The organism is Bartonella sp. 1-1C (assembly GCF_002810325.1).
Taxonomy (GTDB): Bacteria; Pseudomonadota; Alphaproteobacteria; order Rhizobiales; family Rhizobiaceae; genus Bartonella; species Bartonella rochalimae.
Genome location: NZ_CP019489.1, coordinates 981794 through 999877, shown reverse-complemented (window position 1 = coordinate 999877; position 18084 = coordinate 981794). Strand labels below are relative to the sequence as shown.

Annotated in this window: 18 protein-coding genes; 8 read left to right on the top strand and 10 right to left on the bottom strand. The window is 35.4% G+C overall.

The window, feature by feature from the left end; genetic code table 11:
- Window positions 1-338: 338 nt before the first annotated feature.
- The 4 genes from B11cv2_RS04470 to murJ all read right to left on the bottom strand — a co-directional run bounded on the left by B11cv2_RS04470 (window position 339) and on the right by murJ (window position 4221).
- Window positions 339-911, bottom strand: a complete 573-nt coding sequence (locus B11cv2_RS04470; RefSeq protein WP_100693500.1) for a NifU family protein — start codon at window positions 909-911, stop codon at window positions 339-341.
- A gap of 57 nt (window positions 912-968) precedes the next feature.
- Window positions 969-1460, bottom strand: a complete 492-nt coding sequence (locus B11cv2_RS04465) for a universal stress protein (protein ID WP_100693499.1) — start codon at window positions 1458-1460, stop codon at window positions 969-971.
- A 42-nt stretch (window positions 1461-1502) separates the two neighbouring features.
- A complete protein-coding gene (trpS, locus tag B11cv2_RS04460) occupies window positions 1503-2573 on the bottom strand; it encodes a tryptophan--tRNA ligase (protein WP_100693498.1) in 1071 nt (356 codons plus the stop codon).
- 85 nt (window positions 2574-2658) lie between these two features.
- Window positions 2659-4221 carry a murein biosynthesis integral membrane protein MurJ gene (gene murJ, locus B11cv2_RS04455; RefSeq protein ID WP_100693497.1) on the bottom strand — a complete coding sequence of 521 codons (1563 nt, stop codon included), beginning with the start codon at window positions 4219-4221 and terminating at the stop codon, window positions 2659-2661.
- A gap of 731 nt (window positions 4222-4952) precedes the next feature.
- On the opposite strand from murJ, the gene B11cv2_RS04450 reads away from it, so the two are divergent.
- The 8 genes from B11cv2_RS04450 to B11cv2_RS04415 all read left to right on the top strand — a co-directional run bounded on the left by B11cv2_RS04450 (window position 4953) and on the right by B11cv2_RS04415 (window position 12830).
- Complete coding sequence (locus tag B11cv2_RS04450) at window positions 4953-5798, top strand: TIGR01459 family HAD-type hydrolase (RefSeq protein WP_100693496.1); 846 nt, start codon at window positions 4953-4955, stop codon at window positions 5796-5798.
- A complete protein-coding gene (locus tag B11cv2_RS04445) occupies window positions 5798-6790 on the top strand; it encodes a bifunctional riboflavin kinase/FAD synthetase (RefSeq protein ID WP_100693495.1) in 993 nt (330 codons plus the stop codon). The genes B11cv2_RS04450 and B11cv2_RS04445 overlap by 1 nt, the downstream gene beginning before the upstream one ends.
- Before the next feature lie 1053 nt (window positions 6791-7843).
- On the top strand, window positions 7844-9937 hold the full coding sequence (gene flhA, locus B11cv2_RS04440; RefSeq protein ID WP_199570325.1) for a flagellar biosynthesis protein FlhA: 2094 nt from the start codon (window positions 7844-7846) through the stop codon (window positions 9935-9937).
- Between the two features lie 14 nt (window positions 9938-9951).
- A complete protein-coding gene (locus tag B11cv2_RS04435) occupies window positions 9952-10737 on the top strand; it encodes a flagellar biosynthetic protein FliR (protein ID WP_100693494.1) in 786 nt (261 codons plus the stop codon).
- Complete coding sequence (locus B11cv2_RS04430; protein ID WP_100693493.1) at window positions 10737-11126, top strand: hypothetical protein; 390 nt, start codon at window positions 10737-10739, stop codon at window positions 11124-11126. The genes B11cv2_RS04435 and B11cv2_RS04430 overlap by 1 nt, the downstream gene beginning before the upstream one ends.
- 149 nt (window positions 11127-11275) lie before the next feature.
- Window positions 11276-11851, top strand: a complete 576-nt coding sequence (locus B11cv2_RS04425) for a rod-binding protein (RefSeq protein WP_100693492.1) — start codon at window positions 11276-11278, stop codon at window positions 11849-11851.
- Window positions 11852-11916: 65 nt separating this feature from the next.
- Window positions 11917-12366: a flagellar protein FlgN gene (locus B11cv2_RS04420; protein WP_100693491.1), complete on the top strand. Its 450-nt coding sequence runs from the start codon at window positions 11917-11919 to the stop codon at window positions 12364-12366.
- Window positions 12363-12830 carry a hypothetical protein gene (locus B11cv2_RS04415; RefSeq protein WP_100693490.1) on the top strand — a complete coding sequence of 156 codons (468 nt, stop codon included), beginning with the start codon at window positions 12363-12365 and terminating at the stop codon, window positions 12828-12830. The genes B11cv2_RS04420 and B11cv2_RS04415 overlap by 4 nt, the downstream gene beginning before the upstream one ends.
- Window positions 12831-13412: 582 nt before the next feature.
- On the opposite strand, the gene B11cv2_RS04410 is transcribed toward B11cv2_RS04415, so the two are convergent.
- The 6 genes from B11cv2_RS04410 to B11cv2_RS04385 all read right to left on the bottom strand — a co-directional run bounded on the left by B11cv2_RS04410 (window position 13413) and on the right by B11cv2_RS04385 (window position 18083).
- On the bottom strand, window positions 13413-13838 hold the full coding sequence (locus B11cv2_RS04410; RefSeq protein WP_100693489.1) for a hypothetical protein: 426 nt from the start codon (window positions 13836-13838) through the stop codon (window positions 13413-13415).
- A gap of 64 nt (window positions 13839-13902) precedes the next feature.
- On the bottom strand, window positions 13903-14973 hold the full coding sequence (gene flhB, locus B11cv2_RS04405) for a flagellar biosynthesis protein FlhB (protein WP_100693488.1): 1071 nt from the start codon (window positions 14971-14973) through the stop codon (window positions 13903-13905).
- A gap of 18 nt (window positions 14974-14991) precedes the next feature.
- Window positions 14992-16074 carry a flagellar motor switch protein FliG gene (locus B11cv2_RS04400; protein WP_100693487.1) on the bottom strand — a complete coding sequence of 361 codons (1083 nt, stop codon included), beginning with the start codon at window positions 16072-16074 and terminating at the stop codon, window positions 14992-14994.
- Between the two features lie 28 nt (window positions 16075-16102).
- A complete protein-coding gene (fliN, locus tag B11cv2_RS04395; RefSeq protein ID WP_371410323.1) occupies window positions 16103-16507 on the bottom strand; it encodes a flagellar motor switch protein FliN in 405 nt (134 codons plus the stop codon).
- Window positions 16508-16651: 144 nt separating this feature from the next.
- The gene (locus tag B11cv2_RS04390; RefSeq protein ID WP_100693486.1) at window positions 16652-17122 is read right to left on the bottom strand and encodes a BAB2_0123 family type IV secretion system effector; all 471 of its coding nucleotides are present in this window, start codon (window positions 17120-17122) and stop codon (window positions 16652-16654) included.
- A complete protein-coding gene (locus B11cv2_RS04385; protein WP_100693485.1) occupies window positions 17115-18083 on the bottom strand; it encodes a FliM/FliN family flagellar motor switch protein in 969 nt (322 codons plus the stop codon). Before B11cv2_RS04385 ends, B11cv2_RS04390 begins: the two co-directional genes overlap by 8 nt.
- Window position 18084: the final 1 nt, after the last annotated feature.

Genomic DNA, 18084 nt, shown 5'->3' with positions numbered 1-18084 from the left:
TGTTTAGCTAAGAACAATGTTTTCCTACTGTTGAAAGGGCCAAAAATGCCAAAATAAATGTTGTAAGATCACATGATAATTCGTTCTTTATATATAAAGCTTAAAATCATAGACAGTTAAATGAACAAAGCAATATTATACTTTAAAAATAGATGTATCTTATGAGCCGTTCATCTTTTTTAATTTCCAATTTTAAAAAAAACAGCGATTTTTATTGTTTGCATTCACTAAATATTTTTTACAATCTTTTTTATAAGTGCAATGTTTGTGATTTAGATTACGTTAAACCATATTATAAAATTTATTATTTAGTTACAAATTTTTTAGTGAATACTCTTTTACAGTACAGTATTTTGCGGCATAGCTTCAACACCTAATACCTCTGGAATAAAATGCCGTAAAAGATTTTCAATACCATGTTTAAGGGTTGCTGTTGAAGAAGGACAGCCAGCACAAGCACCTCTCATGTTGAGGTAAACAATCCCGTTTTCAAAGCCGCAGAAGGTGATATCACCGCCATCATTGGCTACAGCTGGACGTACACGCGTTTCAAGCAATTCTTTGATGACAATAACAATATCAGTATCTTTTTCATCAAAAAATTCTTTATTAGGTATATTGGTTTCTGTAGTGATAACAGGATCATTGGAGAGAAAATGTTCCATAATTGTACCTAAAATCGCTGGTTTAAGATGTTGCCACTCTCCATCATTTTTAGTTATAGTAATAAAATCATATCCCAGAAAAACGCTTTTTATATTTGGAATATTAAATAATTTTGCCGCAAGAGGAGAATTTTTAGCAGCTTCTTCGCGATTGTGAAATTCTAGGGTTCCTTGAGGAAGGACAATACGACCTGGTAAAAATTTAAGTGTTGTAGGGTTCGGTGTGCTTTCAGTTTGAATAAACATACATTACTCTTTCATTACTTATAGTTTCAGAAGAGAATTCATATAGAAGTATTGTTTCTAGGCAACAACTTTTATTTCTTCCTCAGGGAGATCACTTGGGATAATAGTAACGGGGACAGGAAAAGTACTTCCCCGATGAGCAATGGATTGGATAAGCGGTCCTGGTCGTTCTGTATGACAGCTTGCAGCTAAAACAATGAGGGCGATATCCTGATCTTCATTAATTAGTTTAAAAATTTCATTAATTTTTTCCCCTTCACGCATAATTGTTTCTGCTTCAAGAGCTTGAGTGGTGCGCACATCATCAGCTATTTTTTCTAGGATTACACAGGCGTTTGCTGCTGATTCCATCCGCATAACTTTGTCTACACCTAGGAAATGCTGAAATTTTGAGTTGTCAATAATGGAGAGCAAAATTAAGGTACCATTCGTATTTTTAGCATGTTGTGCAGCAAAAATCACAGCACGCCGACATTCAGGTGTTTCATCAATGATGACCAAAATTTTTCGTTTATGATTTATTTCTTGACTTTTTCGCTTAGAGAGCATGTCATTTTATTTCTAATTTTAAAGGTTAAAAGTTTAACTGCTTTATATATTGTGTATAAAACCGACAATTTCACGAACTTTTTTCATATTTTTTTCTGCTAAAAGACTTGCACGTTGTGCACCATCAAACAGAACAGAATTAATATAGGTTTTTTCTTGATATAGACGGCGCAATTCTTGTGTTATTGGTGCTAGCTTATGGACGATGAGGTCAGCTAAAGCTGATTTAAAAAGTGAAAATTGTTTTCCTGAAAACTCTAATAGTGCTTTTTCTTTACTGATTTCAGCAAAAGAAGCATAGATGCCCAATAAATTATTAACTTCTGGACGTTTTTGTAAATCATTTAGCGTATCAGGAAGAGGAGTGGAATCGGTTTTTGCTTTGCGTATTTTTTGTACGATAAGATTAGCATCATCGATCAAATTAATTCGTGAAAAGTCGGAAGGATCTGATTTTGACATTTTTTTTGTGCCGTCACGTAAAGACATAATACGCATGGCTGTCTTGTTAATAATAGCCTCTGGCATTGGAAAAAAAATTTGTTCATTTTTTTCACCATTTTGCATAGAAATACCAAAATTTAAATTTGTAATACGATCAGCATAAATACTGTTGAATTTTTGTGCAATATCGCGTGTTAATTCAATATGTTGTGTTTGATCTTCTCCCACTGGCACATGTGTTGCGTGGTAGATTAAAATATCAGCAGCCATTAAACTTGGATAAGCAAAAAGTCCAAGGGATGTTTGTTCACGGTTTTTTCTTGCTTTATCTTTGAATTGTGTCATACGTTGGAGCCAGCCGATACGTGCAATACAATTAAAGATCCACGCCAATTCCGCATGTTGAAAAACACGTGATTGGTTGAAAATAATTTGTTTTTGAGGATCTATGCCGGCAGCTAAAAAGGCTGCTGTCATCATATAAGTAGACTCTGCCAAACTAAGTGGATCTGGATTAATGGTCAGGGCATGCATATCGACAATACAATAGAGGCATTTATAGGATGTTTGCAGATCTACCCACTGTTTGATGGCTCCAAGATAATTACCAAGATGCAGATGACCACTCGGTTGTACACCAGAAAAAACAAGAGGTGTAAAGGTATCCATAGAAAAGGCCTTTCTCTTTCTTATGATATTATATTATATGCTAAATATATTATGATAAAATATATTTCTGAAAATAATAGAAATATTAGAGGTGCTGTTTCACATTTTTACGTAAGAATGACAAATAATTTGTTCCAAATAAAAGACAAATAATAAAATAAACTGATGTTGCGATAATAAGTAGTCCTGCTAAGGAGCTTGCACGCAAGAAAAATGACGTTTGTGATGATAAAGGCGCAGAGAAGAAGCTGATGGAGTAATACAAAGTGAGGGCCATGAAGAAAGAGGCGATTATGAGAGATGCTATTCGCTTTATTAGTTGTGTATCGTATTTCCAATAGCCTCGTTTAAGGAGAGTGCTACACAGCAATAAGATGTTAACCCAGCCGGCAGTAATTTCAGCAATGACAATACCTCGTGCTGATAAACATGAGAATAACGTTAAGGCTAAGCTGATATTGATAAAAACACAAATGCCTGCAAAAATCATGGGTGTTTTTGTATCTTCGCGAGCAAAAAAATTAGGAATAAAAACTTTTATGAGTACGAAAGCTGGAAGACCAATTCCATAAAGCTGAACCAATTGAGCAACATTGTTTGTTGAGGCACTGGTAAATTGACCTCGTTCAAAGAGAAGGCTAATAATGGGATTAGAGATAAGCAGAAAAGCAACCGATGCAGGGAAAGTTAAAAATAGAGAGAACTCAATTGCACGATTTTGCAATTCATCAGAATCTGTGTGTTTTTTGTTGCGCAGCGTTTTTGTTAATTCAGGGAGAAGAACCGTAGCAATAGCGATACCAACGACTCCAAGGGGCAATTGATAGAGACGATCAGCATAAACAAGAGAAGAAACCGCACCTGATTGGCTAGAAGCGATATTAGTATTGATCAATAGATTAATTTGTGTAATTCCTCCTGTGATAGCAGCAGGGAAGGCTAAAATTAACAGTTGACGGACATTGGGGCTAAAATGAGGTAGGCGGAGGGAAAGTTTCATTCCGCTTTTACGTAAGGCTATTGTTATAAGAGCTAATTGGATGAGACCTGATACTGTCACTCCCCAAGATAGATTTAATCCAATATGCCAAGTATCAAGTTGATAGATCCAAGCATAGGTGAGTACGCATATCAAGATAATATTTAGAAAAACAGGGGCAATAGCTGCAACAAAATAATGTTGGAGTGCATTCAACATTCCTCCCATCATCGCTGCTAAAGACATACATGCTAAATAGGGGAACATGATAGCAGTAAAACGAATTGTAGCGTTAAATTTTGTAGCGTCTTCTGCAAAGCCTGGTGCAATCAGTGTGCGAACCAAAAAAGGCATACTCAGTTCCATAACAATAGTGAGAAGTAAGAGTAATGAAAATAAAACACCAAACACTTCTTCTGCGAATTTGCATGCGTTTTCTGATCCATTTTCTGTGATTTTTTTAGAAAAAAGAGGAACAAAAGCTGTTTGAAAGGCTCCTTCAGCAAAAAAACGACGGAAGGTATTAGGAAAGCGAAAAGCAGCATTAAACGCATCGGATACAGGACCTGTTCCAAGAGCTGCTGCCATAAGCATTTCACGGACAAAGCCAAAACAACGGCTTGTGAGAGTTCCAGAAGCTACTGTTATAAATTTTTTAATCAGGTTCATGAGGATATATCGGGTTTGTAATAAGGGAGAATATAATAGTTATTCTCAATAATAAAATATGATAAATATATTATAGAGTATTTTATGATGATATTTGTTTTTCTGTCAATAAGAGCATATCTGCATCATTGATCCCATTTCTATGGCTTTTTTCTCATGGATAGAAAGCAACTAACTATTTTTATAGAGAGAATTTTATAATTTTATAAAAGGAATTTTATTTATTTGTTAACTTAGTACTTTTTTATGCAGAAATTATCTCTTATAAGATCTTCATTTCAAAGAGAGGAGAGAATATAGAAAGTAAAATTCTATATAAAATCATACCATTTTACATTTTATTCTATAATGGATATTATAAAAATTTTTATAATATTTTTAAATAAAAATATTTCTTATTATAAGATAAATTTATATTATATAAATGACTTAATTAGAGAGTTAACTTGTTCTTTGATTTTTTTTATATTCAAAACAATTTCTGGTCGTCTTGCACAAAGGACATAAAAGAATCTCAAAAATGAATAGAAATAGTTTCAAGAAAAAGGAACATTGTGTAGAGTTTTATAGGAGAGAGTTTGAAAATCCTCTTCTTAAGGCTTATGATACTGTTTTTAATTTTAAAAAATATAGAGATCAATATATTAAAAAAAAGAATTGGCATATATCGATATGATACACAAACATAAGAGATAGCCTAAAAAATATCTAATATATTAACAGGTGTATTTATGAAAGAACTCACACATATCGATCCTCTCATAAGGCAATATGATGCTGTCTTTTGTGATGTTTGGGGTGTTGTGCACAATGGTGTGCAGGTTTTTGAATCGGCAGTGCAAGCATTGCAAAAAATTCGACAAATGGGGAAAAGTGTTGTTTTTTTGACAAACTCTCCTCGACCAAAAGAAGATGTGGTGGTCCAATTACAAATGATGCAAGTGGATACAAAGTGTTATGATGAAATCGTCACGTCAGGTGATGTAACACGTGATCTTATTCGCTCTGCGCCACGTAAAATTTTTTTCATTGGTCCACAACGTGATTTGGTTTTATTAGAAGGATTATCTTGCGAATTGGTTGAAGAAAGGGCAGCTTCTGCAATTATTTGTAGTGGTTTTCTTGAAGATTTAGAGGCGATACCAGATGCTTATGAAGAGATGTTTCGTCGTTTGCGAGAAAGGAATTTACCTTTTATTTGTGCGAATCCTGATATTATTGTTCATTGTGGAGATCAAGAAATTTGGTGTGCTGGTGCTTTAGCGCGTTTGTACCAACAATTAGGAGGTGAAGTGCGTATTGCCGGAAAGCCTCATGCTCCAATTTATGAGTGCGCTTTTAAAAAATTACAGAACATTCGTGGCATAGTGGATAAAAACCGAGTTTTGGCTATTGGCGATGGTCTTTTAACCGACGTTAAAGGGGCGATTCATTTTGGTCTTGATTCCCTTTATATTATGGGGGGCATTCACCATCATGATTATGGTCACAATAGTATTGTGAATAAAGAAGCTTTGCATGCCTTTTTCGATCGTTATGGTTACCAGCCACACGCAATGATGTGGATGCTTCAGTAATGTTCGATTTTTTGCGTCTACAGGAATGTAATCTTATTCCTTTAGCATGGCGTGGTGCGGTGCTTGCGATTGGTAATTTTGATGGTGTTCATCTTGGTCATCAAGTAGTTTTACAAAAGGCTCTTGATTTATCATGTGAAAAAAAGAGACCGGCACTTGTTTTAACGTTTGAACCACATCCAAAAAGTTTTTTTCAAGGTTCAACTTCTGTTGATCGTTTAACACAAGCTGCTGAAAAAGCTGAAATTTTTAAAATTCTTGGTTTTCATGGAGTAATAGAGCAACCTTTTGATGCACAATTTTCTGCTCTTTCATCCGATGAATTCATCACTGTAATTTTAAAAAAAACTTTTGATGTTTCTGCTGTGGTCACAGGAGAAAATTTTCGTTTTGGTTGTCAAAAGAGTGGAAATGTTCGTTTTCTTTGTCAAAGAGGTGAAGAATATGGTTTTGAGGTGGTGCAAATTCCTTGTTTATATACTTCAGAAAAACAAACGATTTCTTCAAGTTTTATTAGGAAGCTCTTATTAAAGGGACAAGTATCACAAGCAGCTCATTTGCTAGGTTATCACTATCGAGTGCGCTCGAATGTTATACAAGGTGAAAAGCTTGGGCGGCGATTAGGGTTTCCTACAGCCAATCAGCTTTTGCCTTCTCAGACGGGCTTAGCACACGGTGTTTATGCGGTCAGATTCCGTCGTGCTAATGGTACTTTATATGATGGTATTGCAAGTTTTGGACGTCGGCCAACTGTTATTAGTAATGGAGTACCAGTACTAGAAACTTATTTATTTGATTTTGATGGTGATCTTTATGGTGAAAATTGTACGGTTTCTTTTTTGCAGTTTTTACGAAGACAAGAAAAATTTTATGGGTTGGAGGCTTTGGTAGCACAAATGCAACACGATGAAAAAGAAGCACAAGCAGTTTTGAGGACAAAACAACCACTTTCATTGTTAGATGAAGCATTAACTTTCAAAAATATATCTTAAAAATGATTTAAAAAGGAAAAGAAAGCAGAAAAAACAGCGCTTAAACTCACTATGAGCACAAGGCTATATTCCAAAATATCATGGACAATATGCAGTTTCCGTTTATAGGTCGGTGAAACAAATATTTTAAGATCTGAATTAATCATTGTGCGTTTCTTTCCTAATTTGTATAAGATATATTATACAATGTTTAGAGCTTCTTTTTGGTTAATAAAATAGTTAAAATATGTTTAATAATCACAATACATCATATGCATTCTTATTCTTGTGGTAATTGGTTTAAGGAAGAAAAAGCATAATTTCAAAATAATTGCTTTCCGTAATATTTCTTTGTTCTATGTTATAGAGCGATAGGAGTATAATGATCTTTACTTTAGGGTTATGAGTTGCTGATTAAAAGACAGAATGAAGTAAAAAAACTTTTTATATAGACTTAATTGCAAACTATGCTTTAAGAAATTACCTTCATTTATGCCTAAATGTTTTCAACTCCAATCTATACATTGATACAAAATAATTTCCAATTTGCTATCAGCTTTTTCAGTACATTAGATATTTATCTTTTTATTAAAGCTCTTTAAAAACGGAGTATAAAAACAAGGAAAATATCAAAAGAGTCTATAGCTATTTATTACGCCCCCATAATTAAGGCAATTACAATAGCAATATTAATACCAACAATCAGCATTGAATAGAGCATAGTAGTCTTAATAATATCAATCACTAAATTCTCCTTTTCGAATTGTATTATTTATGATTCACATAATGTTACATGATGTAATATATGTTGATATGAGCTGCTCAGCAAGCTTAAAATAATCCTTTATTTATTATGGTTTGATATGTTTTGTGTTTATGCGTTTGTTTTAATACAGAGAGATTGCATGGTACAGCACAATTTTCACGCAAGCTTTATTATTTATTTTATACAATGAGATAATGGAATAGAGAGCAAAGGTAACTCGAAGGAAAATGAACTGGATATGCTTTGAAAATAAGTTAAAGAAAGCTTTTTATAAAAGGTACTCAGTGTGATTATATAAGGAGAAAAACGTGCAGCAGCATAGTTCAACGATCAATATCGCTCATCAGGATAAGTTTTCTGGTCGAGATATTGCGTTTGCAGCAGGAATTATTATTATTCTTATGGTTCTCTTTTTACCAGTTCCTGCTTTTGTTTTGGATTTAGGGCTTTCTTTTTCTATTGCATTTTCTGTTTTGATTTTGATGGTTTCATTATGGATCCAAAGGCCCCTTGATTTTTCAGCCTTTCCAACAGTTTTGTTAATTGCAACTTTATTGCGTTTATCGCTTAATATTGCAACCACCCGTGTAATTTTAACCCATGGTGATGAAGGTTATAAAGCTGCAGGTTATGTGATTCAAGGTTTTTCACAATTTGTTATGGGTGGAGATTTTGTTATTGGTCTTGTTGTTTTTGCTATTTTAATTATCGTCAATTTTTTGGTGATAACTAAAGGTGCCACACGTATTGCTGAAGTGGGAGCACGTTTTACACTGGATGCTATTCCAGGAAAGCAAATGGCCATTGATGCTGATCTTTCATCAGGTCTTATTGATGAAAAAGAGGCACAGCATCGTCGTCAGGAGCTTGAGGAAGAAAGTTCATTTTTCGGGGCAATGGATGGTGCGTCAAAGTTTGTGCGTGGTGATGCTATTGCCGGTCTTATTATTACGGCTGTTAATATTTTTGGTGGTATTGTTATTGGTGTAACGCGGCATGGAATGTCATTGTCTGGTGCAGCGGATGTTTTTACTAAGCTTTCTGTAGGAGATGGTCTTGTTACGCAGATACCTGCATTGATTGTTTCTTTGGCAGCTGGTCTTTTGGTTTCAAAAGGGGGAACACGCGGTTCTGCTGAAAAAGCTGTTTTGGGGCAGCTTGGAGGATATCCTAAGGCTCTTTTTGTATCCTCACTACTGTTATTAATGTTGGGATTGATGCCGGGTCTACCCTTTTTTCCTTTTTTCCTTTTGTCTGCTCTGATGGCTTCGATTGGTTATTCTATTCCACGTCGTTTAAAAAGAGAAGCGCTTGCAAAAGAAGCTTTGCGTAAACAAGAAAATCAGATTGCTCACCAGGAAGAGAGCCAATCAGTAAAAGCATCTCTTGAAATAGTACAGATTGAAATTGCTATGGGTAAGCAATTGTCTCAACGTTTATTACCGCAAAAAGTTGAATTAGCTAATCGTGTCGCAAAAATGCGCCGTAAATTTGCACAGGAGTACGGCTTTGTTATTCCTGAAATTCAAATATCCGACGATTATACAGTTCCGGGAAAAAGCTATTGGATCAAATTATACGGTACGGTTATTGCTTCTTACGAAATGCGTATTGGTGATGTTCTTATTATGCCAGGCAATAAGCCCATTCCCAATATTCCAGGTGAATATGTATCTGAGCCGGCTTTTGGGATGCGTGCTTTTTCGACTTCAGAGACGTTTCGTTCTGAATTAATTCGTGAAGGCTATATGGCAGTTGATAATCTTTCCGTATTATTAACGCACTTGAGTGAGGTTTTACGCAATAATTTAGCACAATTATTTTCTTATAAAGATATGCGCATTCTTCTTGAACGTTTGGGTAGTGAATATCGTAAATTATTAGAAGAGATTTGTCCTACACATCTTTCCTATTCGGGCTTACAATCGATTTTAAAACTTTTATTATCAGAACGTGTTTCTATCCGTAATCTTAATCTTATTCTCGAAGCAGTAGCTGAAATAGCACCTCATGTAAGGCGTTGTGAACTGATTGCTGAGCATGTACGGTTGCGTATGTCACAACAAATTTGTGGTGATTTATCTGAAAATGGCATTTTGAATGTTTTGCGAATGGGAAGCCATTGGGATCTCGTTTTTCATAAGGCGTTAAAGCGTGATGCAAAGGGCGACGTTATTGAATTTGATATTAATCCAGTTGAACTTGAAAAGTTTGGAACGGATGCGACAGCACTTATTCGACAACATATGGAAAAAGCAACGCGTTTTGCACTTATTACATCTCCTGAAGCGCGGCCTTATGTCCGCATGATTATCGAACGTCTTTTTCCAACTTTGCCTGTACTTTCCCATGCAGAAATTGCTCGTGGAATTGAAGTTAAAACATTGGGAACTATCTCTTAAAAGGCAAGGGGTTTATGTCATTAACATCTGTTCTTCCCCTAACATCTTTTTCAATTGAGCAATTGGTAACCATTGCTTTGTTAATTTTTGCACGGGTTGGAGCTTGTTTAATGTTGATGCCAGGAATGTCTAGTGTACGCATTCCTATGAGTTTGCGTTTATTTATTGGCATTTCTTTTTCACTTGCTATCCTTCCTTTGGTTACAGAATCCTTTAAGGTTCTCGGTGACAAACCCAATCTTGCACTACTTGTTCGTTCTTTGTTTGCTGAGATGTTAATTGGTAGTACTTTTGGGATAATTGCTCATGCTTATTTATGGGCTTTGCAATTTATGGCCTCAATTATTGGGATGTCGATAGGATTTTCTGGCCAACCTGGTCATAGTATCATTGAGTCAACACCAGAATCACATGTTGCGAATGTCTTAGTTTTTGCAGCTATCATACTTTTTTTTGCAAGCGATTTGCATATTATCACTATTCAGGGCCTTCTAGCATCTTATGATATTGTGCCTCTAGCTTTTATTCCAAATCCGGAAGCTGCTTTGACAGATTATCATGAAGCTTTATCGCGTGCTTTTTTAACTACATTGTCGATAGCAGCACCTTTTATTATTTATGCAATTTTGATTAATATTACGATAGGATTGCTCAATAAATTAACGCCTACCATTCCAGTTTATTTTATTTCATTACCTTTTGTTATGTGTGGAGGCTTATTTTTACTTTATATTTTAATACCAGAACTTTTACACTTGTTTAATTCTGAATTCCGTGATTGGCTTAAGAAAGGATCTTAATGGCGCAGAAAAGTAAACGTTATGGAAGACTTTTAAAAGTACAAAGTCTTGTTGAAGCACATCATAAAGCTGAATTAGAATATATGAAGGGTCAACTTTTTTCTTGTCAGGAAGAGACGCATGAACTCTTCTCATTAATGGAAAAAGATTCTGCTTTCAATTTTTGGAATGCTTCTTTTTTAGCAAAACGTTTGCATCATAATGCTAAGTTTGAAAAAGACCTTCAAGGAAAAATTGCACAACAGAAACAAGTTGTGTGTGAAGCTTCTAGTCGTTCGAAAAGATTAGAAGACAAGTATAAAGAAATCCAATCAATAGAAAAACAGAAACAATTTAGTAATATGCTAGAAGAGTATATTATAAATAAAATCGGTAAGACATCAGCTTGACATAAGTTTGGATGTTTATATCTATTACTATAGTTATAAATTATGAAGATTTTTCTTTCTATAAATAGCTATTAAAAGGAAGAAAAAGTTTTATAAGCTAGAAATTTAATTGCAAAGAAAAGCAAGAGTTAGGTAAAAAGGGGAAGTCTATGGCTATTCAGCCTCCTTCTGATATTGTGCTTGATGTTGCCCGTGCGGCAGATCCGCTTGAATATCGGGCTTCTGTTGAAAAGTTGTATTCTTTACAAAAATTTGCTCGTGTACAAACGACTGAGCGAGAAGGGAGTAGTTTTGCAGATTTGGCACAGACTACTTTGGCTTCTGAGGTACAAGATGATTTAGTTTCTGATGGGCTTGTTCAGCAGGTCCATATCAGGCCACAATCCGTACAAAGTAAAGAAGCTGAAGTTTTTAGAAATTTTGAAGCTTTTGTGTTGCAAACTTTTGTTGAAAGTATGTTTGCAACGGATATCCAATCGATTTTTGGAAAAGGGCAAGCAGGACAAATTTGGAAATCAATGATGGCTGAACAATTGGCCAAAGAATTTGCAGTATCTGGTGGAATTGGCATTGCACAGATGTTAGTTTCTGATCAAATGAGAAAAGAAATGGACACATCATTATCTACATTAGAGACAGATCAAGAGTTAGGTGCTAAAGATCATCGTGTATTAGCAGACGAAGTTATTTACAAAAATGAATTAGATTTGGTGAGTGAGGATTAAATAAAAACGAAATGAACATCTTATTTAAGATGAGAATTAAATAAATATTTTAGAGGGGAATGGAAATGTCTATAGTACAATTACAATATGATGATGAAAATGTTGCATTAAAAACAAAAATTCTCAATAATAATCTTATTGGTCGTGATTGGGCGATGACTAAATTTAATGCTGCCATTAAAGGGTTAGCAGAAGTTGTTGATTATGAAAGCAATATGCTAGAAAATCACGGTGCTCCAGATTATGAAGAAATTAATTTGCGTAAAACGCGTGGTTTGCGTGATCTTAATAAATCAATGAATGATGTAAAACGTTATATGGATCAGGATATTGAAATTGAGGTACAGACTTTGTTAACGGATTTACAAGAAAAATTAAACCGTAATAGTGAACTTCTTCGTATTCACTTGGAAGCAGTGAGAGATTTATCTCAAATTATTCAGGTTGCTGTTCGTGCTGAAGAAACAGATGGAACTTATAATCCAGTTTTGGTTAATGCTGGGCGTTCTAGATGATTAGAATGGTTGCAATGGGTTTGTGGGTTTGTTTGGTGGCTTTGGGCGCTTTAGTTTTTAGCCTTAGGGTCAATGCAGTTGATCCTAATACATCAGAAAAGTCCGCTCCTATTGCTGTAGAGATTGGTTCTAATAATACGGAGGTTATGAGTATTCCGATTTTGGTTGATGGTGATGTGCAGGGTTATATCATTGCGCAGTTTGCTTATGTAGTAGATAAAATAGCTGAAAAAGAGATATCTATTCCTGTAGAGGTTTTGATTAATGATACTATTTTTCAATATTTTTGGGGGAGCTATTCTGATGTGCGTGCAATTGAAAAAGTAAAATTTGAGATGATCAAAGAACGGATTATTGATGATGTCAATCAACGCTTTTCAAAAGCTGTCCTGAAAGATTTGCTTGTCAAACAGTTTAACTATCTTTCAGTTGATCAAATACGTGACATGAAAAATAAACGATAAGAGTGTTTATCAGCTTTTTAAAGGCAATAAAGTATAGAAACAAATTCTAAATTTGTTAATTAGTTTTTATTAGTTTGTGTATCATTCTTAATGCTTTGCCTAAGCTTAAAATTTGATATCTCTAAACTAAAAATTTATAAGATTCATAAAAAAGGTTTACTCTCATTGGAGAGCTTATAATAAAACCAGTATTTATAACAAGTGTATTTGGCATTATTGTCTCCATTATGTTTATGAATATTTATTTCTAAATCTTATAATAAATACCATAAAAATTAGTCGTTACTATCGGTTATATAATAAATTGTAAATAAAGTTTATATCTATAAAAGATTGATCGCATACCTATTGTCGAAGGAATTTAAGAATTCTTCGATTTTTTTTCTAAAGACATCTGAGATTAGATCATAAAAAGCACAGAGAATCAAAAGCGCTTCAACTTACCTTATTAGTTTACATTCAGGTTTATTTCTAAAGTGCTGAGTATTTTAAGCTTCTACTTATTTGCGAAGAAAAGAGCATTTTTACGTACTATTTTTTTCATTTTATGAATCAATATTTTTAGATGGATATAGCTTTGTCTTAATGCGTAAGTGGTTTTTGTATTCGTGCATTATTGAGCGCATTCATGAAAGCGCTGGTATTGGTTTCTTCATCAGAAGGATTATCAAAAATACAATTATCCAGCTCAACTCCAAATTCTTTAGCAGACATAAATATACGGAAAAAAGCATTGACCCCTTCATTAGAAAACTCCATGTGAAGTGATATATTAGGTGTGGTATTCCAATCCAGTTCATAACTGGCATTTCCGGCAAAGCGCATTGTATGAGGATAAAAACGCAATTCTGTTGCACTCTCAATGAGATCGGAAAGATAATTAAAGCGTTCAGTATGGATGTATGCAATAAAATCACCTACATCAATTAATCGTAGTTCTGGAATAAATTGCGCAACCTGTTTCGCTAGGACCATTTCACGAATTTCAATTATATAATCTTTTTTCATCTTATTACTTTATATCATTATTTAAATATTATTGATTCATTATTTCTTTTTATAAATTATTGTTTTAGTGATTTTTTTGATTGTTGATAAAACGAATTAAAGCAGCAACACTTTCATATAATTCTGTTGGAATTGTTTGGTCGATTTCAACTTGTTTGTACAACGTTCGTGCTAAAGTGACATTTTCAAAAATGGGGATCTCATGTTCGACGGCAATTTCACGAATATGTAGTGCTAGGATATCTAGTCCTTTTGCAATTACAACTGGTGCATAATCAAGCGGTGGTTTATAGCGTAAAGCAACAGAGAAGTGAGTAGGGTTTGTTATAATAAGAGTTGCTGTAGGGACATTTGCGATCATTCGGCGGCGGATACGGTCTCGTGATAAAGAACGCATTCGCGCTTTAACCATAGGGTTTCCTTCAAGGTTTTTATGTTCTTCTTTAATTTCTTGTTTCGTCATGCGTAATTGTTGACGCCAGTGAAAACGGGACCATGCGATGTCTAAACCTACAAGGGCAATAACTGCTGTAATAAAAGAGAGGGATAGGTTAATCAATTCTTTATGAATATATTTTGGTAAAGCTGATGCATCTGTTAAAAGCGCATTAATGAAAATTGTGTTGCTTTTGAAAAATATCATATAAATAATTAAACTAACAGCGATAAGCTTGGTGAGTGATTTTAAAAATTCAACTAATCCTGCTTTACTATAGATTCGCTTAAATCCATTGGCAGGAGAGATACGCGACCATTGTGGACGAATACGCTCTATGACAAATTTTGGTACATTCTGTACTGCTGATGCGGTAATGCTAAGCAAAGGGATAAGAATTAAGATAGGAGCTAAGGCTAAGCCTGCACTTCCACCTAATAAATAAATTAAGTGTTTGACATCTTCTGCAGTATTAATACGCCAAGATTCTGGACGTTCAAGCCATTGGATCAAAAAATAGGTAAGTTTTGAAATAGCTGGAAAGGAGATAAAAACGCAAATAAGACTAAAGCTTACAAGTGAAGCAAAGACAGGCAATTCACGAGAAAAAGGAAGATTTCCTTTTTCCTCTTCTTTACGAATTTTATACTCGGTTGGTTCTTCTGTTTGACTTTCTTTATCTGGTTTTTCATCTGACATATTGGTTCAGTGCGCCCTTTAGGACGTTCCTTCTTCACCTAAAAGATTGATTGTTCCTTGTTCTGATAGTTTAATAGCTGTTTGAGCAATGCTACGGCGTGCATTGATAATCGCTTCTTGTTGAATAGTGTCATTCTCTGTAGAGAGCTCTGTTTCTACCATGCGGCGTGTCCGTTGTGAAAGAGAATTAAGAATGAGTTCTTTCATAAGATCTTCCGCATTACGTAAAGCTGTAATTATAGTATCAGCTGCAATTCCATCAAAAAGAAGCAATCGTGCTCTTTCTGTCAAACGTGGAATATCTTCAAAAACAAAAAGTTTTGCTTTGATTTTTTCTACATCTTCTGGATTTAGATTGTCGAGATTTGCCAACATTTCGTCAATGTCTGCTTTATCAAGCTCATTTAAAATGACAGCTACTTGACTGTGATGTGCTTTGTCTCCTTCATCATTGTTCTTTAGGAGTGCTGGTCGTAGGGCTTGATCGAGAAGTGTTTCCATTTCTGGCGAAACTGTTCGTAGGTGTAATCTTCTGCGTGTAAGATCACTTCGTGTAGACATTGTTTGCGCCATAAAGATTTTTGCTGCTATTTCAGAAGGAAGACGAGAAATAATATAACTGACCACTTGCGGATGTTCTTGTGCAAGATGTTTTTGTAAAGCATCAACGTTTAATTTTTTAATGATATCCCAGATACTTTCTTGAGGTAGTGTTGGTGCTTTTGAAGGATCAAAAATTAACGCAGCTTCGTCTTCTGGCAATGTTTCTTGTATTAAATTATCGAATTTTGCACCGGCTTCTGAAAATGAAACGCCTTCTGCAAAAGCATCTTCGAATTGACGAACCAAAATTTCAAAATCAGCAAGAGAAATATTGGGTAAAGTATGTGCATGCCCACTAAGATGGCGTAAATCATCTGGTGTAAAGTGTTTTAAAAGACGTGCAGCAGCAGGCTTCCCTAAAGCAACAAGCAGAGCTGCAACCTTTTGTTGTCCAGAAAGCGTATCAATAATTGTAGAAGAGCTCTCTTTATCAGAGGGTATATTCTCTGATATAGTATGAAATTCTTCCGTAGTTTTTGTTTCCTTTGCCTGCGTCATATTTATCTTTCATAAGATTTGAAATCAGTTATTTATCAATAATTTCGGTAAGACTAACCCCAAAACGAGAAGGATCATCTTCTAGAACAATGACTTCGCCGCGGGCGATAATACGGCCATTGACCACGATATCAATAGGATCTCCGATTTGTTTGTCAAGTGTAATAACTGCACCTCTTCCTAAATCCATTAAGGTTGCGACTGGCATAGTTGTTGAACCAAGTACTACTTGAACTTCAACAGGAATACTCATAATGAGTTCTGTATTACTGGATGTGTCACTTGGGTTTTTGGGCGCATTTGAAGCACCTGTACCTCCAATAGTTGTTTTTCCTGCTGCTTCAGCTCCAAAAGAAGGAGTGCTTGGATTTGTTCTAAGATTAGGTGTTGCTGTTCCTGGTCGTGGTGCTCCAGCACCAAAACCTCCTGGCATTCCGGGTTTTTGTGCTATACCTTCTCCAACTTTTGGTGTTGTGAGGTTGGGTGCTGCTGCAGGATTGATTCCCTTAGGAATTCCGGGGTTTTTTATGTCATTAGTCATTCTGTCACCGTACTATTTTTTCTAACTTTAAAGGTTTTAAAATTTTGTTTTTAAAAGTTGTATTTTGTCATTAAGAGGTGTTTTATGCGCTTTGCGTTGCACAAAGACAGGCAGGCTTTTAGGACCGATAGGTTGCCGGCGAAGAGTATGTATTGCACCAGATGCTGCAGACGGACCATGAGCTTGTGTAGCTAAAATACTGCGGAACTGATTGAAATCACTTTTCAATTGATCACGGACATTTTCCATATGAGAGATTGAACGATCAATATCACGCCGAATACGCGTGGATTCAATCATCCGTGCATCCATTTTTCTATTTTCATCTCGGAACTCTTGATGTTCTTCACGCAGAGTTGAAAGGGCTTTGTCAAGACAGGCTGTCCCCATTTGGACTTGTTTTGCAAGCTCACGTCCCATTTGGATAGTAGCAGCTAGTTTGCGTATTGTAATAATCAAAACACTCAATGAGACGAGAGCTAAAAATGCACTTATAAAATTAAACATGAACCAACTCATCAATCATTTCCTCTTCTTCATCAATAGGATTTGTAACTCGGATAGAAAAACTTGTCCCAATTTTACCAAGGGAGCATTTATAAAGTGATTTATTGCCACTGCGTAATCTGATTTGTTTCGCAGCATTGGCAGGAAGGGGTAAAATTTGCCCTACTTTGAGGGTAGATAATTCATTTAAAGTCATTGATCCCTGTTGAATAAAAGCTTCAATGCGTACACGTGAACGACTGACTTCTTGTTTTAAACGTTTGGCCCAAAGGGGATCTGTTCGTTTTGCAGGAGCGCGGAGTGCACGCGTAACGGCTTCTTGGATAGGGCGATGGCAACTGCGTGGCATTAAGATATTCACGTGGGTTTCCACTTCACCGCATTTCACTCCGAGAGTGCAGGAAAACATTTGTGATTGGTTAAATGTTTCCGCATTAAATTCTTGTGCTTTACATGTTTGTTTGAAGATTAAAAGTGATCCATCACCGATACCAAAGACACCATCTAACGCATAGGCTAACAATTTTCCAAAAGTTGCACCGACTTTGCTTTCGATCGGACTAAAAGGGCGTCCATTGCGATTTGTTATCATGGGTTCTGAAGCCCCAAAAAATACTTCTGTTGCTAGTTCTACGAGTGTTGCATCAAGAACAAAAATAACATCATTTCCCCAGCGATCGGAGTTGAAATAAACCAGAAGTGCTTCTGTTCCAATTGCTTGAGTAATCTGTTCCGCTTTCAGTGTGTCAAGTGATTGTACATCTGTCATAAATTTTAAAGAGGTATAATTGCTTAAGCGCATACACAGATTACTTGCTGCATCACGGAAGACATATTGAAATGACATGAGGTCATCACTTGATAGGCCAGCTGCACGCAAAATATGTTGGGTCAGCGCATCTTGTTTTTTATCTTCTTGCGCTTTTTCTTCGTTTTCTTGTTTTTCGATCGGTTCAGTCATA

Bases quoted from the DNA above. Each gene is read 5' to 3' on its own strand.
- B11cv2_RS04470 (WP_100693500.1), bottom strand. From the start codon at position 911: ATGTTTATTCAAACTGAAAGCACACCGAACCCTACAACACTTAAATTT.
- B11cv2_RS04465 (WP_100693499.1), bottom strand. From the start codon at position 1,460: ATGCTCTCTAAGCGAAAAAGTCAAGAAATAAATCATAAACGAAAAATT.
- trpS (WP_100693498.1), bottom strand. From the start codon at position 2,573: ATGGATACCTTTACACCTCTTGTTTTTTCTGGTGTACAACCGAGTGGT.
- murJ (WP_100693497.1), bottom strand. From the start codon at position 4,221: ATGAACCTGATTAAAAAATTTATAACAGTAGCTTCTGGAACTCTCACA.
- B11cv2_RS04450 (WP_100693496.1), top strand. From the start codon at position 4,953: ATGAAAGAACTCACACATATCGATCCTCTCATAAGGCAATATGATGCT.
- B11cv2_RS04445 (WP_100693495.1), top strand. From the start codon at position 5,798: ATGTTCGATTTTTTGCGTCTACAGGAATGTAATCTTATTCCTTTAGCA.
- B11cv2_RS04435 (WP_100693494.1), top strand. From the start codon at position 9,952: ATGTCATTAACATCTGTTCTTCCCCTAACATCTTTTTCAATTGAGCAA.
- B11cv2_RS04430 (WP_100693493.1), top strand. From the start codon at position 10,737: ATGGCGCAGAAAAGTAAACGTTATGGAAGACTTTTAAAAGTACAAAGT.
- B11cv2_RS04425 (WP_100693492.1), top strand. From the start codon at position 11,276: ATGGCTATTCAGCCTCCTTCTGATATTGTGCTTGATGTTGCCCGTGCG.
- B11cv2_RS04420 (WP_100693491.1), top strand. From the start codon at position 11,917: ATGTCTATAGTACAATTACAATATGATGATGAAAATGTTGCATTAAAA.
- B11cv2_RS04415 (WP_100693490.1), top strand. From the start codon at position 12,363: ATGATTAGAATGGTTGCAATGGGTTTGTGGGTTTGTTTGGTGGCTTTG.
- B11cv2_RS04410 (WP_100693489.1), bottom strand. From the start codon at position 13,838: ATGAAAAAAGATTATATAATTGAAATTCGTGAAATGGTCCTAGCGAAA.
- flhB (WP_100693488.1), bottom strand. From the start codon at position 14,973: ATGTCAGATGAAAAACCAGATAAAGAAAGTCAAACAGAAGAACCAACC.
- B11cv2_RS04400 (WP_100693487.1), bottom strand. From the start codon at position 16,074: ATGACGCAGGCAAAGGAAACAAAAACTACGGAAGAATTTCATACTATA.
- fliN (WP_371410323.1), bottom strand. From the start codon at position 16,507: ATGCCAGGAGGTTTTGGTGCTGGAGCACCACGACCAGGAACAGCAACA.
- B11cv2_RS04390 (WP_100693486.1), bottom strand. From the start codon at position 17,122: ATGTTTAATTTTATAAGTGCATTTTTAGCTCTCGTCTCATTGAGTGTT.
- B11cv2_RS04385 (WP_100693485.1), bottom strand. From the start codon at position 18,083: ATGACTGAACCGATCGAAAAACAAGAAAACGAAGAAAAAGCGCAAGAA.